Origin of the sequence: Bacillus sp. JH7 (genome assembly GCF_001563515.1) — a bacterium.
In the GTDB taxonomy this organism is placed as follows: Bacteria; Bacillota; Bacilli; order Bacillales; family Bacillaceae_G; genus Bacillus_A; species Bacillus_A cereus.
Map to the genome: position 1 here is coordinate 2,795,602 of NZ_LPUS01000001.1, position 15,849 is coordinate 2,811,450.

Genomic DNA, 15,849 nt, shown 5'->3' on the forward strand with positions numbered 1-15,849 from the left:
TATTTTAAATATTTATTTTAACAAACATAGAAAAAAGCGATCGGAAATTTCTTTCCAGCCGCTTTCTTGAATAGCATTTACTTGTAATCCATCCTCTATATCAAATGGATTTTGAACTTTAAATATTTCTTCCATCAGCTTCAAAAACTCTTCTTCAGTTTTAGATTCACCATTAACCATAAATGAGTATGGTTCCACTTCACCTAATTTATAATCGACAACAAATTGAATCTTCACCTTTTGTCTTGGCGTTCCGGTGTTATATCCTTGGAATTCTACTAATTCTAACCCTTCCGTTCCACGATAATATATCCAACCTGAATTTTGAAAATAATTTTCGAAAGATTCACCTATTGAAAAGAAAGGATATTCATAAAGCGAGCTTGTACGAACCTTTTGAATAACGTCTCGATCAGTCGGAAAAAAGAAATGACTAAAAAATATGCTGGCAACTGCTAAAATAGTAACAATTGTCGCTCCCATTTTGCTCGTTCCGCCGCTATCATTGATTAGATAGTTTTCAACTGATTTATCTTTTATTTCTCTTGCTTTTATTCGGTATATACGTCTTTCCGCAAATTGATAGTACAATCCATTTGCAAAAATCCCCATTCCAAACAGAATAAAAATGAGTAATAAAAACGTAAGAGGCACCATATTAATGATTGGCAACGCTACATTAAATCCCATATAATACGAAAATGCATCACACGCTACTAATAACAACATAAATAAAGCAGCTGGTACATAATACTTACGATATCCTAGCCAGCCTATATTGAAAATAGCAGCCCAACCATTCCAACTCCACCTAGCAATCCGCTTATTCTCAAGTTCCCATTTCCTTTTGTAATACGGATATTGTCTCCCTACATATACTTCTAGTTCTTTATCTATTAACGAGCTACCTTCATCTTGTTCATTATCCAAGTTTCGCTGACAACTTGCACAATTTAACTGTTCCTCCTCGCAAGGTTGCCCACAATTTATACATTTCAAAACAATCCCTCTTCCCATCCATACGTCATTTCAAAATACCTTCGTGTTTTAATAACCACTCTTTCCTCCATAAACCACCAGCATATCCAACAAGCTTTCCACTCTTTCCTATTACACGGTGACATGGAACAATTATTGAAATTGGATTCCGACTATTTGCCCCTCCTATTGCCCGTACAGCTTTTGTATTTCCAACTTTCTCTGCAACATCTAAATATGAAGCACTTACGCCGTATGGAATAGTATAAAGTGCATCCCATACATTTTTTTGAAATGCTGTTCCCTCCGCAGACAGCGGGACCGTAAACTCTTTTCTTTTCCCTTTAAAATATTCATCTAACTCATTTATACATTGTTCTATCATTTCATTTTTATTTTCTTCTTGTCGTTCATCAACAAATATAACAGACGTAATTCCTTCTTGATTCGCTGTAATTTCAAGCAAACCTACTTCGCTTTCATAATAAGCCTGGTACATATGCCATCCTCCAATTCAGTTCATATTAGTCATTGTAACACGAATATACAAAATTTTTCGTATAAGCGTTTTATTAGAGAAACAAAAAAGAGAATGATACAATGTAAGAAAATTCAATCTAGGAGGCTATTGGATGAATTCCGAACTTTTTTCACCTTATACAATTAAGGACGTTACATTAAAAAACCGGATTGTTATGTCACCTATGTGCATGTATTCATCGGAAAACGGGGATGGCCAAGTAACGAATTTCCATCTCATTCATTATGGAACAAGAGCTGCCGGTCAAGTTGGTTTAGTTATGATTGAAGCAACAGCCGTGTTACCTGAAGGTCGAATTTCAAATAAAGACTTAGGCATTTGGGATAACAGTTTAATTGAAGGCTTACATAAAACGACTACTTTTATACATGATAATGGTGCAAAAGCTGCCATTCAACTCGCTCACGCCGGAAGAAAAGCAGAACTAGAAACAGATGCGTTAGCTCCTTCAGCCATTCCATTTAATGAAACAATGAAAATGCCAATAGAAATGAGCAAACACCAAATTAAAGATACCGTATTAGCTTTTCAGCAAGCTGCAGTACGATCAAAACAAGCTGGATTTGATGTTATTGAAATACACGGTGCTCACGGTTATCTTATTAATGAATTTCTTTCTCCGCTTTCCAATAAGCGGACTGATGAATATGGTGGTTCACCTGAAAACCGCTATCGTTTCTTACGCGAAATCATTGACTCGATAAATGAAGTTTGGGACGGGCCGTTATTTGTCCGTATTTCAGCAAATGATTATCATCCTGACGGGTTAACAGTTCAAGATTATGTTCAGTATACAAAGTGGATGAAAGAACAGGGAATAGATTTAATCGATTGTAGTTCTGGCGCAGTTGTACCAGCACATATTGATGTGTATCCCGGTTATCAAGTACAATATGCCAAACATATTAAAGAGCATGCTAACATTGCAACTGGTGCAGTTGGATTGATTACGACCGGAGTACAAGCAGAGCAAATTTTAAATAATAACGAAGCAGATTTAATTTTCATCGGACGTGAATTACTTCGCAATCCGTATTTTCCGAGAATAGCGGCCAATGAACTTGGCTTTGAATTGCAAGAACCTCACCAATATAAGCGAGCACCAGGAAAAATTCATACGAATAAATAAAACCGAGAAGTCATTCTTCTCGGTTTTATTTATTCTATCGTTGTAATTTCATTTGAATTATAAGTATGGATACCCGATTCTTCTCGCAGCGCGGTTATATACATCCCTTTCGCCACATCTTTAGCTGAAATTGGTTTATATTTTTTGAAAGCTCCTTTAAAGATAAACGGAATAATACGAGATAACTTTTCAGCCATTCGTTCGCCGAAACGAAATTCTTGTCGATTTCCTACTAATAATGATGGTCTAAAAATGTGAATACCACCAATCACTAACTTTTGCAATTCTTCTTCCATTTTTCCTTTCACTTGTGAATAAAAGAAGAATGATTTAGGATTCGCTCCCATAGAAGACACGACAAGGAAATTTTGTACCCCTTGTTTTTCAGCTAAACACGCAGCCCGTAACGTATATTCATAATCTACTTTTTTAAAATTTGCTTTTGTTTTTGCTTTTTTTATTGTTGTTCCTAAGCAACTAAAAACATCATCCACAGCAAAGAACTCTTTATATTCCTCTAATACCGAAAAATCAACTTGTTTCTGCTGTAACTTCTCATGTTGCAATTGCATTGGCTCTCTTACAAAAATAGTAACCGAATCGTAGTAATCTGATTCAAGTAATAGACGCGTTATCTCTTGTCCAACTAAACCACTTGCACCAAGTATTAACGCTGTTCGCTTATTCATATATGCATATACCTCTTATTTTACTTTTCTCTCCTTTAGTAAAATACAACCTTTAGGAGTTTCCTGCTCTTATTTTACCACAAGTAAAACACTATGCGTACGCATAGTGCTTTACTCACTCTTTTTTCTCATCTCTCTCTTGTAATTTCGTTATTGTTGTAGCGTCCCCTAAATTACTTATTAATCTTCTTAAAAAAATTAATACGAAAGATAATGGCAATACTACCGCTAATATTAATAAAATAGCTTCCATTAAGTAACCCAAGCGCTCATCCCCCTCTTTACCTCCTTTTCAATATATGAAAACAGCGTTGTCACATATGCATGCATTTGCAAAAATAATACACCTATATTTGACAACTTTATAACAAAAACAAATCGGAATGATTATTATTTATTGCAACTTTATTAAAGATGTATTATACTAAGTTCGCAAACTAAAACGTAATTATTCCGTTTTGTATTAAAATGATATTTTTCTTCTATAATTGGGGAAAATATATCCGTAAAAAAGAAAAGAGGAGAACTTCATGCCTAAAAGATTGACTATATTTTCATTCTTACTTATTTTTACCTTAATTTTCGCTGGCTGCTCAAATAAAAAAGAAAGTAATGCCAAGAAAGATGGAAAGCTAACAGTTTATACAACGATTTTTCCACTTGCTGATTTCGCAAAGAAAATCGGTGGCGACTATGTAAATGTTGAAGCGATTTACCCACCTGGTGCAGATTCACATACATTTGAACCAAGTCAAAAACAAACAGTACAAGTTGCAAAAGCCGATTTATTTGTTTATAACGGCGCTGAATTAGAACCATTTGCTGAAAAAATGGAAAAAACATTACAAAAAGAAAATGTTAAAATTGTAAATGCATCTAAAGGTATTGAGCTTCGTGCTTCTACTGAAGAAGAGCATCATGATCATGGAGATGGCCATAAAGAAGATGAACATCATCACGATAAAGACCCGCATGTTTGGTTAGACCCTACTCTAGCAATGAAACAGGCAGAAAAAATTAAAAATGCACTTGTAGAGTTACAACCTGAACATAAACAAGAATTCGAAAAAAACTTTGCAGCACTTCAAACTAAATTTACTGATTTAGACGATGGATTTAAGGCAGCTGTAGCGAACGCAAAAACGAAAGAAATTTTAGTTTCTCATGCTGCCTATGGTTACTGGGAACAACGATACGGCCTAAAACAAATTCCTATCGCTGGAATTTCAGCTTCTGATGAACCATCTCAAAAGCAGCTTGCTGACATTACAAAAACAGTAAAAGAACATAACCTAAAATATATTTTATTCGAAACATTCTCTACTCCAAAAGTAGCATCCGTAATTCAAAAAGAAACTGGTACAAAAGTTTTACGCTTAAATCACTTAGCTACTATTTCTGAAGATGATGCAAAAAATAATAAAGATTACTTTACTTTAATGGAAGAAAACGTAAACACATTGAAAGAAGCAACAAACTAATCCATTATACTTTCTAGGCAGCTGAATTTGTTATTCAGCTGCCTTTTTATGTATTTATCCTTGACTTGACCAAAATAACAAGTAAAATTATCCATATTAGCTTTAAAGCTATATTAATTTAGAAGGTGAGTTGGAATTATGAATCTTCACATTTGTGAAGTAACAGCAAAAAATTGGCGTTCAGTAGTTGCTTTAGACGTCGCAAAAGATCAGCAACAATTTATTGAAAGTAACGCGTTTTCTTTAGCAGAATCATTATATGAAGGAAACGGAACGTCAGTAGGTTTATATGATGGAGAAACACTTGTAGGATACGCAATGTATGGATGGTATTCAGTAAAACATAAAAGTGTATGGCTCGATCGCTTTATGATTGACCAACAATATCAAGGAAAAGGATACGCAAAACGTTTCCTTCGCTTACTCATTCAATTCTTACAAGAAAAATTTGAATGCAAAATAATTTACTTAAGTTTACATCCAGACAACAAACTTGCAATGGGACTGTATGAATCATTTGGTTTCCGCTTAAATGGGGATATTGATGATGAAGGTCCAGTTGTAGGTGTTGTAATGGAGTTACTAATAGACGAAAATACAAGCCTGTGAAAACAGGCTTTTTATTATACATTTATCAATTTTTAGTTTCTCCCCCTTATTTAATTCTGTTTTGCAATCTAATAGAATGCTCATAAAAAATAAGCCTGCAATTTACGCAGACTTATTTCACACACTCCTCGAAATGTTCTTGGAACCACTCTTTATTAATATCTCTTCCGATAAAAACTACTTCACTTACTCGCTCTTCGCCCTCTTGCCACTCTCTATCGTACGAAGCAGCAAATAACGTATGTACACCTTGGAAAACGATACGTTTATCTACTCCATCTATTGATAAAATTCCTTTGTAACGATATAAATATTCCCCTAGCTCTTGAACGACAGCTGACATCCACTCATTAAGCTTTTGTAAATCCAGCGGACGTTCTTCACGTAATACAAATGATTTCACACCTTCTAAGTGGTTATGTTCTTTATGAGGGTAAATTTGCAACGTATCTTTCATTTTAAACGTTTGGATTTGTAATAAAGATGGTATATCTACCTCACAGTTAGTCGCCTCAATTAACTTTGCAGTCGGGTTAATTCCTTGAATTTCATGCAAGAGATGTTCTTTCTCATTCTCTTCAATTAAATCTAATTTATTTACTAAAACGACATCAGCAAACGCAATTTGCTCTTTTGCTTCTAATCCTTTTACAAAATGTTTATGTATATGATAACTATCTACTACCGTTACAACACCGTTAATTTGGTAAGCAGATTGAATGACTGGATCTAAAAAGAATGTTTGAATAATCGGGCCTGGATTTGCAAGGCCAGTCGTTTCAATTACTAAACCATCAAAATCCATTTTCCCTTCTGCTTTTACGTCCAATAACTGTTTCAAAGCAACAAGTAAGTCTTCACGTACAGTACAGCATAAACAGCCATTTGTCATTTCCATAATTTCTTCTTCCACATTCATAATCAACTGATTATCAATGCCAATTTGCCCTATTTCATTTACAATCACCGCTAATTTCTTACCGTGATTTTCTGATAAAATACGATTTAATAATGTCGTTTTCCCCGATCCAAGAAAACCAGTTAATATTGTTACTGGAATCATTTCGTACATCTCCTTATAGCTATATGTTTCTATATTATAGCATATAGAGAAAATCGTTTTTGTAGCAAAACATATTTATTGTCTGTACACCTAATTAACTATATAATAATATGTAGTAAGAAAGCCTTTTCAAAACATTATTATTCATCAAGGGGGTACTTATAATGGAACGAGTTCAAATGGCTGAAACGCTAGAATTTTCTCGTATTATTCAAGGATTTTGGCGTTTAGCAGAATGGAATATGACAAAACAAGAATTACTTTCTTTCATTGAAGATTGTATGGATATGGGAATTACTACTTTTGATCACGCTGATATTTACGGCGCATATACGTGTGAAGGGTTATTTGGCGAAGCTTTACAATTAAAGCCTTCCTTACGAGAAAACATGCAAATTATTACAAAGTGTGGAATCGCTCCCCCATCACCGAAATTTCCAGAACGATATGTTGCTCACTACAATACTAGTACAGAGCATATTATGCAAAGTGTAGAAGCATCACTTAAAAATTTACATACAGATTATATTGACGTATTACTTATTCATCGTCCCGATCCTTTTATGGATCCAAATGAAGTGGCAAAAGCCTTTTCACAATTAAAACAAGAAGGAAAAGTTCGTCACTTCGGTGTATCTAACTTCTTACCTTCACAATTTAATATGTTAAATTCGTACTTAGATTTTCCACTTATTACGAACCAAATTGAAGTTTCTGCATTGCAGCTTGAGCATTTTGAAAAAGGAACAATTGACTTATGCCAAGAAAAACGAATCAATCCAATGATTTGGTCACCTCTTGCTGGTGGGGAGATTTTTACTGGTCAATCAGAACGTGCTGTACGTGTACGTGAAACTGTGCAAAAAGTTGCTACTGAGCTAGGTGTTTCTAGTATAGATACGGTTATGTATGCTTGGTTACTTGCTCATCCAGCTAATATGATGCCAATCGTTGGCTCTGGTAAATTAGATCGCGTAAAAACTGCCGCTCTTGCTACAAAAGTTAACTTAGACCGTCAACAATGGTTTACAATTTTCGAAAGCTCTAATGGACATCCTGTACCATAATGCATAAAAAGAAGAGCTGTTTTCTTACAGCTCTTCTTTTTCATATGTATTTCTAGTCATAGCAAATACACACATATCCCTTAATCCGTTTCCATCTACCGCAACACTCGCACTTTCTAACGTACCTTCTAACTTAAAACCTAATTTCTCAGGTATCGCTCTACTCTTCTTATTTAAAGAATCACAACGAATTTCTACACGATTTGCTTTTAATTCAGAAAAAGCGTAATCCGTTATACCTTTCGCAGCCTCTACCATATAGCCTTTTCCGCTAAACCTTGTATCAATCCAATATCCAATTTCAAATTGAGGTATATCCCAATTAATACGATGTAATCCAGCTGATGCAATAAACTCACCTGTTTCTTTCGAAAATACTAGTAATCTTAAATCCTCACGCTGCAAAAATTGAATATGCGATTTTCTAATGCTCACTTCTACTTCTTCCTCTGTTTGCTCTTTCTGTGCAAACACCATCCAAGGTTTTAGTTCTTGTATTGAAGCCTGAATTGCATCATATACAACTTTACCATCTCCTGGTTTCGGCATTCGAATAAAAAGCCTGTCAGTATAAAATTCAGAAGGAAAATCGAATAATAACGGATTCACTGTAAACACTCCCTATATTTCTTTTATATATAATAATATCCATCTGAAGTTATATAGTAAAGAATTTTCTGAATTGAAAACCTTTTACTCATTCACTTCCACCGCTACACGAATTCCAGATTCAATCGCACCTTGAATCCATCCGTGATATAGCGTTGTATGATCTCCAGCGAAGAATATTCTCCCCTCTGGTTTGACAATCGCTGGTTGCAGCTCAGTTTCTTGACCTGCTTGAAAAAGTGCAAATCCTCCAAGCGCATACGGATCCAATGTCCAGCTTTTTGAAATTCCAGATATGAACTCATCATACACTTGACCACCTAATATTGTTGCTAAGTTGTGTAATGCGTAATAAATACGATCCCCTTTTGATAAACCATCCCATAACAACGCGTCATAAGACCATGTATAGCTACCTAACATCATAGCCGGTCCTTTCTCCCCAATTCCATAACTTGGATAATAGGCATAACGAATTGGCAAATCTGTTATAATTCTGCCACCTAATTGTCCTTGTTCTTCCCAAAATCGGCTTTTAAATTGAATTCCTATTTTCGTCGCAGGCATATAATGTAATTCACGAATTGCTTTCCATTTTTCATGAGATATAGAATCAAACGGATCTACTTCTACAAAACGCATTGTCGAAAACGGAATGGTAACAATAACTAAATCTCCTGTAATACTACTATATTCAAAAGTTTCCTCGTTCCGATAGAAAGCTGTCACACCATTATCGTGTTGATGTAACTTCATTAATTTTTGATTATATATAATATTCTCTTCTAATTGCGGTAAAAATGACTTTGGCAATCTATCATTCCCGCCCACAATTTCACAAAATCCGCTCTCCTCTTGCATAATGTATAGAAAGCGTAAAGTCTCTACAAACGACCGTTCCAAAAAACCTTCTAAATCTAATAGAACACCAATCATCTCAATTGTTACTGGCGAAAAGTAAGTATTATACTGATAAGGATGATACTTTAAAAATTGTCCAGTAGAGTATCTCCCAAAATCCTTTACAACAATATCCCAATTTTTTTCTGGGTTCTTTTTTATAAAATTTATAATGGGCTGTACCGCTAACAATAATAATTCCTCTGACGTTTTTCCAACTTCATTCATTTCCACAGGATATCTTAGAATACTTGGATCTTTTTCATATTGTTTTAACGTCGTTTTCCGTCCATTTACGTATATAATATCCGTCTCATTCCTATTAATAAAAGGTCTCACCTGTAGCCTAAATTTTCTTATATATGCCATCGTTAATGTATGTGAATAAGGAATCCTCATTGCTCCAACATCTAAATATAATCCGGTATCTTCCATTCTAACTGTTTCTATACGACCACCTACCCGGTTATTTGCTTCAAAAATTTTCACATCATGTCCTGCAGCCTTTAATAAAGAAGCTGAAACTAACCCAGCCATACCAGCTCCCACTACAATAATTTGTTTTGGGCTTATCGTCTTCTTCAATCCTTTATCTATAACTTTTAACGCTTCATCCATTTCAGTATTATACATTATATCTTTCTGCACAATTCCACCCCTTACTTCATCAAATGGACGTTAGTGGTTTAGTGCATTTTATTCATAAATCCCCATAAACATAACACCATTGCAATTTGAATATTCACTAAAAGTACATAAGAGACAGATCTCACTTTTCTTTATACTTCGTATAATATAGCAACTACAAAGAAGGAGTGGTTAAAAATGAAACATACTTATGACTACGATGCTACAAAAAAACATTTAGAATTAAAGAAACAAAACTTATGTAAAAAACTTAGCAATATGACACTATCTGAAAAAGAACGTGAACAACTAAAGCGTGAAATTGACAACTATGAATATATTTTAAATCTAGTCGAAATGAATCATTATGAACGCGGATTTTCTCGTTAAAAGCGGAAATAAGATTATCCGCTTTTCATTTTGAGCATTTCACTACGCATTTTTCATAAGTAAATATATAATAGGATGTACATTAAGATTGAGAGGTATATTCTATGATCAAGTTAAGTGTATTAGACCAATCACCTATTTCAGATGGTAGCACAGCAGCCCAAGCTTTTTCACATACAGTTACGCTTGCACAAGAAGTTGAAAAACTCGGATTCACACGTTTTTGGGTATCCGAACATCATAATTCCGTAAGCTTAGCTGGTTCAAGTCCAGAAATACTTATTTCTCATATTGCCGCAAAAACGGACCGTATTAGAGTCGGTTCAGGTGGTGTTATGTTACCGCATTATAGCCCATATAAAGTTGCTGAGAATTTTCGTGTTCTAGAAGCATTGTATCCGAACCGCATCGATCTCGGTGTTGGTAGAGCGCCTGGTGGTATGCCAATAGCAACTCGCGCACTTCAAGAAGGGAAAATGGTCTCACTTGATCAATACCCAGAACAAATTGCAGACGTTGCAATGTACTTACATGATCAAGTACCAGAAAACCATCACTATGCAAACTTAAAAGCCACTCCAGTTATCCCAACGTCTCCTGAAATGTGGATGCTCGGTTCTAGCGGAGAGAGTGCTAAAATTGCTGCAAACAACGGAGCTTCTTTCGCATTTGCACAATTTATTAACGGCTTCGGAGGCCCTGAAGTTATGAGGGCTTACCAAGAACAATATGAGCCTTCATTTTTAGGAGATAAGCCTAATTCAATCGTTGCCATCTTTGTTATATGCGGAGAAACAAATGAAGAAGCGGAAAAAATTGCTTCTAGTTTAGATTTATCAATCTTATTATTAGAGCAAGGAAAACGAACTACTGGTACTCCTTCTATTGAAACTGCTCAAAATTATTCATACAGCGCTTATGATTTATTCCGTATAAAAGAAAATCGTCAACGTATGATTGTTGGTGATCCGTCTTCTGTAAAAGAAAAAATAATAAACTTAAGCAAAGCATACAATACTGACGAATTTATGATTGTCACGATTACTCATCAATTTGAACATAAATTAAATTCTTATCGCTTACTAGCAAATGCTTTTAATTTATAATTCTAAAAAGAGATGCATCACATGTGATGCATCTCTTTTTCTTACTACTTATTGTTTTCATTTCCTATATATTCAATAGCTTCTTTTAATAGCTCTTCAAAGTTAATAGGATAATCATGATCTAAGTCAGGCACAACTTTATACTTATGTTCTATATTTTTCTCTCTTAATAGTTGTACAAATTGCTGCGTGGATTCGAAACAATCTTCATCTTGATCCCCGCATACTATATATCCTTTTATATGTTTATCCTTCAGCACTCTTAGCAACTCATCCCACTCTTCAATCTCGGGAATCCATGGTGCCATAAAAACAAAACCATCTACATTTATATCTTGTTGTAAAATCGTATATAAAGCTACTCTCGCCCCTGCAGAAAAACCACCAATGATTACACTTTCTACTGTATGATTTTCTATAAACTTATTGTAATGCTCTTTTAATTCCTCTTTCCCTCTCTCTATATCCTCCCAAACAAATCCATCTGAAAACTCAATTTGTGAAGACTGTGGTAAAGCTAACATATAATCTTGTATCAAAACAGATTTCCAATATGGTTCTACTATTTGTATATTTTCTTGGTTACCATGCAATGTAAGTAGTAGATTTCCCTCTTTCTTACTGTATATATATTTCACATCTGGTCTTTCCTTTTTATGTGCTAATTCTTCTCTTTCTTTACATAATTGCACCATTGTATGAAATTCTTCAAATTTATGTAGTGATTTTAAATCTTCGTCGGAAATTAAATACTCATTTCCATACCAGAATCCCTTTTCTATAATGGCCTCTCTCATTAAATGTAATGCTTCTTTTTCAAGTCCCGATGCACTTGCGAGTGCATACTTAAAATTATATATTTGCGCCTCATTCCCTATTACACCTGTAGCGTTTTCCATTATATAATTGTACGCTTCAAAACTTCCTTTATTTGCATAACAACGTAACGTTTCATTTAATAATTGAATGTAAGTCATACTATTTTTCATGTACCAATTCCCCCGAAACCTTTTATAATATTTGTTTGCGAATCTTTATACCACTTTGTATAACCCACGCTAACAATACCTTATTCTCAGAATGATGCTTAATAGTTGCTCTTCCCTGCCCAATACATTTAGTATAAATAATAATAGACTGAAAAATCAATATTTTAACAAACAAAAAAAGACAACAATATATGTATTGTTGTTTTCATTACGTCTACCCACTCTTTTGTTTTTTTCTATCTGGTTTACTTGAAACTAAATAATGTTTTTCTGAAATATATAAGTCTCTTTTTAAGCTACGAGTTAAGTAAGGTCCTAATTTCATTCCACATATGAGGCGATCTTCGCTACCTTCAACAATTGGGAACATTTCTTTTTCTGTTACGTATTGATCTACTGCTTTTTGTACGACATCAATTTCTTTCACTAGGTTTAAATTTTCTGCTGTATGTTCAAATACCTCAAGCGTTTCCTTCGTTATGAGAAAAACATTTGTTGGAAATGCAGGTAAATATGGTTTTAACAAATCATAATTTACTGTATAATCATCATTTACTAATACTGTATAAACGATATTAGCATTCGTTTCTAAAAACTGAGCCATCGCTTGTTCTAATTCATCTTTCGTAATTTCCCGCTCTTCTTTTCCAGTTCTGAAAAAGCGAAACATCGCATCGCCTCCTTTTTACTATATTATAGCATAAAAGAAAACTGAAAAATCATAAAAAAACCCATTGAAATAATTTTTCAATGGGTTTCTATATATTTATCGTTATTTTAAGAATGCACTTAGCATCCATACATGCTGTTCTAATGTTGTATGAATTGCTAACAGCATGTCAGCTGATGTTTCATCGCCAGCTTCACCCGCAACTTCCATACCTTCTTTTAATTCTTGAATAAGTGCAGAATAATCATTCACTAATGTTTGCACCATTTCTTCTGCAGATTCTTTGCTTGTCCCTTCGCTGACACTAGATGTTGCGAGATATTCTTTCATTGTCGCTAATGGTTTACCTTCTAAAGCTAAAATACGTTCTGCTAACTCATCAATATACGTTCCAGCCTCATTATAAAACTCTTCAAATTTCTCATGTAATGTAAAGAAGTGTGGCCCTGTCACATACCAGTGATAATTATGTAATTTAACATATAACACATTCCAGTTTGCTACCTGCTTGTTTAATACTTCAACAACATTTGTTTTCGTACTCATACAATCACTCCTCTTATCATTTTGTAATGTTTATCTTTTAATAACTTAATTACATTTTACCATACATTCCCTTTCCTTTCGAACAATTGGCTTATATGTAACAAAGTTTTAACACCTTTAATGCTTCCCTAATATCATTTAATTCATGTATTTTTTCAACCACTTCATACGTCTAATTGTCCAAGCTCATACATATGCATAATAGTACATCAAGCTCATCATAGTAGAAAGAGGGATAACATGGACAATCAACAATGGCAAGTAGCAAAGAAAGTAGCTGCTACTTATATCGGAACTGTCGTTGGAGCTGGATTTGCTACTGGACGAGAAATTGTTGAATTTTTCACAGTGAATGGATTATACGGGACAATTGGCATATGTGTAAGTGGATTTTTTTTTATTTGGCTTGGCACAAAGATGATGTTACTTTCATCACAAATCGGGGCATTTTCAGCGCAAGAATTTAACAAATATTTATTTGGGGATGTATTTGGGAATGTTGTAAACACATTATTATTACTCGTTTTATTCGGCGTAACGAGCGTTATGTTATCAGGGGCCGGTGCAGTATTTGAAGAGCAACTTCGCTTACCAAGACAACTCGGTATTCTCATTACAGTTATCGCTTGTCTCATTATAAGTAGCCGCGGGTTACAAGGTGTTTTTGAAGTAAATACACTTGTCGTACCTATTATGATGATTTTTATTATCGGACTTGCTATTACAACCTTTTTTCACGGTACACCTCCTATTAATAACACTATTCCTGCAGAGAGCTGGAATATGAAATGGATTACTAGCCCTATTACATATGTCGCCTTAAACCTTTCTCTCGCCCAAAGTGTTCTCGTCCCATTAGCCAGTGAAGTAAAGGATCGAAAAGCCATTTTTTGGGGTGGGATTTTAGGTGGTGCTGGACTTTCTTTAATTTTATTATGCAGCCATTTAGCAATCTTATCAGTCGATCAATTTTATCAATATAATATCCCAATGGCTGAAGTCATAAGAAGATTTAATGCAACTTTTCACTTCTTCTTCGTTCTCATTATTTTCGGTGAAGTTTTCACAACTTTAGTTGGTAATGTGTTCGGAATGACAAAACAGATGCAATCTATTACTGGGTGGAAAAATCACAATATTATTTTCTTCATTTTACTAATTAGTTATTGCTTTAGTTACATCGGTTACAGTGACTTACTTCACATTCTATATCCTATCATCGGATGGGTAAGTATTGTTATACTTCCAATCATTGCGTTTAAACAACTTCAAAAAACATAAAAAAGCATCCATGTTATTGGATGCTTTTTTATGTTCATTCACAATCATCACATACTTCCCAGTACGGTCCCATTTCTAATGCTAAATACGGCTTTAACTGCAACCGAATCATTCGACTAGGCATGCGTTCTAAAACAAATTGAATACCTTCTTCATCTTCGTCTAATTCAACTTTTGAAATCGTAATTTTTTGCATAGTCGTAATGGGAATTCCATCTTTATATAAAGTGATTTTCACCTCATCGTATTCATTAAAATACAATTCGACACTCATTTGATTTTTCAGTATTTCATCACCAATTTTAAATGTATCATTTTGTTCTTGGATTATATATTTCCATCCGCCTCTATCTTCTTTCGGAGCTGTTTGAAATAATGTCTCCAAATCCTCGTATAGCATAAGATAACCCCTCTCTTACTAAAAAACGATGAGTATTTTATATACCCTTTATCTCTATCACTATCCATAGCTATTGTACCATATATCACCGTTCTTACCGTATTCATTTGCTTCATACACACTTATAAAATAACTAATTCTATCTCCATTATTATGTATATTACCTCATTACTCCATACACTCTTACAAGTTCAAATAACGACAGACTTTAATCCATGCAAATATTGTCTACTCTCCGCTTTTATTAGCTCACAGCATTCACACTTTTACATATAGTAAGACTATCACAAATAAAAAAGGAGAGTGACTTATACCACTCCCCTTAAAAGAACTTCCCTATAGCTGCTAAAACTAATACGATTATTAAAATTGCAAATAATAATGAGACAATGAAACTAAAAATAGGTAACGCTTTCTTTTCATTCTTCTTAAATAGTAACTTTAAACTAAGAAAAATATTTACTGGTACAAGTATAAAATAAAAATATTTAACAATTTGCACCGAGCTATTCGAAAGTGTTTTTAATATAAACACTTCAATTAGAAAAACAATAAAAAATGAAATACTTAGCCAAAATGAGACGTAACTAAGCCAAGAATGTCTTTTTGTCCCCCAATACACTCCCATAATACTCTCCTTTTATTTGTATTCTATAGGTTAATAATTATACACAAAGCTAACAAACACCTCTATTTTTCGACAAATATTATGCAAAATACCATTTTAAACGTCATAAAGGAAGTTTACATCTTCATTTGATTTTACATAATAAA

General features: G+C 34.1%; 19 protein-coding genes. 7 read left to right on the forward strand and 12 right to left on the reverse strand.

What is annotated here, in order from left to right; genetic code table 11:
• Positions 1–12: 12 nt before the first annotated feature.
• Positions 13–999, reverse strand: a complete 987-nt coding sequence (locus AU379_RS13990) for a DUF2628 domain-containing protein (RefSeq protein ID WP_002098546.1) — start codon at positions 997–999, stop codon at positions 13–15.
• A gap of 25 nt (positions 1,000–1,024) precedes the next feature.
• A complete protein-coding gene (locus AU379_RS13995) occupies positions 1,025–1,477 on the reverse strand; it encodes a methylated-DNA--[protein]-cysteine S-methyltransferase (RefSeq protein WP_000283915.1) in 453 nt (150 codons plus the stop codon).
• A 133-nt stretch (positions 1,478–1,610) separates the two neighbouring features.
• On the opposite strand from AU379_RS13995, the gene namA reads away from it, so the two are divergent.
• Positions 1,611–2,648: an NADPH dehydrogenase NamA gene (namA, locus tag AU379_RS14000; protein WP_001083647.1), complete on the forward strand. Its 1,038-nt coding sequence runs from the start codon at positions 1,611–1,613 to the stop codon at positions 2,646–2,648.
• A gap of 29 nt (positions 2,649–2,677) precedes the next feature.
• On the opposite strand, the gene AU379_RS14005 is transcribed toward namA, so the two are convergent.
• Both AU379_RS14005 and AU379_RS30595 read right to left on the reverse strand, forming a co-directional pair.
• Positions 2,678–3,337, reverse strand: a complete 660-nt coding sequence (locus AU379_RS14005; RefSeq protein ID WP_001042736.1) for an oxidoreductase — start codon at positions 3,335–3,337, stop codon at positions 2,678–2,680.
• Between the two features lie 115 nt (positions 3,338–3,452).
• Positions 3,453–3,602 (reverse strand): hypothetical protein, encoded by a 150-nt coding sequence (locus AU379_RS30595; RefSeq protein WP_000540932.1) that lies wholly within the window; start codon positions 3,600–3,602, stop codon positions 3,453–3,455.
• A 265-nt stretch (positions 3,603–3,867) separates the two neighbouring features.
• Here AU379_RS30595 and AU379_RS14010 point away from each other — a divergent pair, with 265 nt between their 5' ends.
• Together AU379_RS14010 and AU379_RS14015 are read left to right on the forward strand one after the other, a co-directional pair.
• Positions 3,868–4,818 carry a metal ABC transporter substrate-binding protein gene (locus AU379_RS14010; protein WP_001126151.1) on the forward strand — a complete coding sequence of 317 codons (951 nt, stop codon included), beginning with the start codon at positions 3,868–3,870 and terminating at the stop codon, positions 4,816–4,818.
• 138 nt (positions 4,819–4,956) lie between these two features.
• Positions 4,957–5,427: a GNAT family N-acetyltransferase gene (locus AU379_RS14015; RefSeq protein WP_001048677.1), complete on the forward strand. Its 471-nt coding sequence runs from the start codon at positions 4,957–4,959 to the stop codon at positions 5,425–5,427.
• Between the two features lie 112 nt (positions 5,428–5,539).
• Here AU379_RS14015 and AU379_RS14020 read toward each other — a convergent pair whose 3' ends face one another.
• The gene (locus tag AU379_RS14020) at positions 5,540–6,490 is read right to left on the reverse strand and encodes a GTP-binding protein (protein WP_000613430.1); all 951 of its coding nucleotides are present in this window, start codon (positions 6,488–6,490) and stop codon (positions 5,540–5,542) included.
• 164 nt (positions 6,491–6,654) lie between these two features.
• Here AU379_RS14020 and AU379_RS14025 point away from each other — a divergent pair, with 164 nt between their 5' ends.
• Complete coding sequence (locus tag AU379_RS14025; protein WP_000442784.1) at positions 6,655–7,557, forward strand: aldo/keto reductase; 903 nt, start codon at positions 6,655–6,657, stop codon at positions 7,555–7,557.
• A 24-nt stretch (positions 7,558–7,581) separates the two neighbouring features.
• Here AU379_RS14025 and AU379_RS14030 read toward each other — a convergent pair whose 3' ends face one another.
• Positions 7,582–8,166 (reverse strand): GNAT family N-acetyltransferase, encoded by a 585-nt coding sequence (locus tag AU379_RS14030; protein WP_001068743.1) that lies wholly within the window; start codon positions 8,164–8,166, stop codon positions 7,582–7,584.
• Positions 8,167–8,250: 84 nt separating this feature from the next.
• A complete protein-coding gene (locus tag AU379_RS14035; RefSeq protein ID WP_061139427.1) occupies positions 8,251–9,714 on the reverse strand; it encodes a flavin monoamine oxidase family protein in 1,464 nt (487 codons plus the stop codon).
• Between the two features lie 177 nt (positions 9,715–9,891).
• On the opposite strand from AU379_RS14035, the gene AU379_RS14040 reads away from it, so the two are divergent.
• The gene (locus AU379_RS14040; protein WP_000683359.1) at positions 9,892–10,083 is read left to right on the forward strand and encodes a DUF3896 family protein; all 192 of its coding nucleotides are present in this window, start codon (positions 9,892–9,894) and stop codon (positions 10,081–10,083) included.
• A 104-nt stretch (positions 10,084–10,187) separates the two neighbouring features.
• On the forward strand, positions 10,188–11,189 hold the full coding sequence (locus AU379_RS14045) for an LLM class flavin-dependent oxidoreductase (RefSeq protein ID WP_000594042.1): 1,002 nt from the start codon (positions 10,188–10,190) through the stop codon (positions 11,187–11,189).
• A gap of 44 nt (positions 11,190–11,233) precedes the next feature.
• On the opposite strand, the gene AU379_RS14050 is transcribed toward AU379_RS14045, so the two are convergent.
• The 3 genes from AU379_RS14050 to AU379_RS14060 all read right to left on the reverse strand — a co-directional run bounded on the left by AU379_RS14050 (position 11,234) and on the right by AU379_RS14060 (position 13,394).
• The gene (locus AU379_RS14050) at positions 11,234–12,178 is read right to left on the reverse strand and encodes a hypothetical protein (protein WP_000798318.1); all 945 of its coding nucleotides are present in this window, start codon (positions 12,176–12,178) and stop codon (positions 11,234–11,236) included.
• A 214-nt stretch (positions 12,179–12,392) separates the two neighbouring features.
• The gene (locus AU379_RS14055) at positions 12,393–12,848 is read right to left on the reverse strand and encodes a DUF3939 domain-containing protein (protein ID WP_000488207.1); all 456 of its coding nucleotides are present in this window, start codon (positions 12,846–12,848) and stop codon (positions 12,393–12,395) included.
• 102 nt (positions 12,849–12,950) lie between these two features.
• The gene (locus AU379_RS14060) at positions 12,951–13,394 is read right to left on the reverse strand and encodes a Dps family protein (protein ID WP_000105199.1); all 444 of its coding nucleotides are present in this window, start codon (positions 13,392–13,394) and stop codon (positions 12,951–12,953) included.
• Between the two features lie 240 nt (positions 13,395–13,634).
• Here AU379_RS14060 and AU379_RS14065 point away from each other — a divergent pair, with 240 nt between their 5' ends.
• The gene (locus tag AU379_RS14065; RefSeq protein ID WP_000370203.1) at positions 13,635–14,675 is read left to right on the forward strand and encodes a GerAB/ArcD/ProY family transporter; all 1,041 of its coding nucleotides are present in this window, start codon (positions 13,635–13,637) and stop codon (positions 14,673–14,675) included.
• Between the two features lie 34 nt (positions 14,676–14,709).
• On the opposite strand, the gene AU379_RS14070 is transcribed toward AU379_RS14065, so the two are convergent.
• Together AU379_RS14070 and AU379_RS14075 are read right to left on the reverse strand one after the other, a co-directional pair.
• Positions 14,710–15,075 carry a DUF3979 family protein gene (locus AU379_RS14070; RefSeq protein ID WP_000965059.1) on the reverse strand — a complete coding sequence of 122 codons (366 nt, stop codon included), beginning with the start codon at positions 15,073–15,075 and terminating at the stop codon, positions 14,710–14,712.
• A gap of 322 nt (positions 15,076–15,397) precedes the next feature.
• On the reverse strand, positions 15,398–15,703 hold the full coding sequence (locus AU379_RS14075) for a hypothetical protein (RefSeq protein WP_000539571.1): 306 nt from the start codon (positions 15,701–15,703) through the stop codon (positions 15,398–15,400).
• Positions 15,704–15,849: the final 146 nt, after the last annotated feature.

Bases quoted from the DNA above. Each gene is read 5' to 3' on its own strand.
- AU379_RS14075 (WP_000539571.1), bottom strand. From the start codon at position 15,703: ATGGGAGTGTATTGGGGGACAAAAAGACATTCTTGGCTTAGTTACGTC.
- AU379_RS14025 (WP_000442784.1), top strand. From the start codon at position 6,655: ATGGAACGAGTTCAAATGGCTGAAACGCTAGAATTTTCTCGTATTATT.
- AU379_RS14060 (WP_000105199.1), bottom strand. From the start codon at position 13,394: ATGAGTACGAAAACAAATGTTGTTGAAGTATTAAACAAGCAGGTAGCA.
- AU379_RS14050 (WP_000798318.1), bottom strand. From the start codon at position 12,178: ATGAAAAATAGTATGACTTACATTCAATTATTAAATGAAACGTTACGT.
- AU379_RS14065 (WP_000370203.1), top strand. From the start codon at position 13,635: ATGGACAATCAACAATGGCAAGTAGCAAAGAAAGTAGCTGCTACTTAT.
- AU379_RS14040 (WP_000683359.1), top strand. From the start codon at position 9,892: ATGAAACATACTTATGACTACGATGCTACAAAAAAACATTTAGAATTA.
- AU379_RS14005 (WP_001042736.1), bottom strand. From the start codon at position 3,337: ATGAATAAGCGAACAGCGTTAATACTTGGTGCAAGTGGTTTAGTTGGA.
- AU379_RS14020 (WP_000613430.1), bottom strand. From the start codon at position 6,490: ATGATTCCAGTAACAATATTAACTGGTTTTCTTGGATCGGGGAAAACG.
- AU379_RS14010 (WP_001126151.1), top strand. From the start codon at position 3,868: ATGCCTAAAAGATTGACTATATTTTCATTCTTACTTATTTTTACCTTA.
- AU379_RS14055 (WP_000488207.1), bottom strand. From the start codon at position 12,848: ATGTTTCGCTTTTTCAGAACTGGAAAAGAAGAGCGGGAAATTACGAAA.
- AU379_RS14070 (WP_000965059.1), bottom strand. From the start codon at position 15,075: ATGCTATACGAGGATTTGGAGACATTATTTCAAACAGCTCCGAAAGAA.
- AU379_RS14045 (WP_000594042.1), top strand. From the start codon at position 10,188: ATGATCAAGTTAAGTGTATTAGACCAATCACCTATTTCAGATGGTAGC.
- namA (WP_001083647.1), top strand. From the start codon at position 1,611: ATGAATTCCGAACTTTTTTCACCTTATACAATTAAGGACGTTACATTA.
- AU379_RS13995 (WP_000283915.1), bottom strand. From the start codon at position 1,477: ATGTACCAGGCTTATTATGAAAGCGAAGTAGGTTTGCTTGAAATTACA.
- AU379_RS14015 (WP_001048677.1), top strand. From the start codon at position 4,957: ATGAATCTTCACATTTGTGAAGTAACAGCAAAAAATTGGCGTTCAGTA.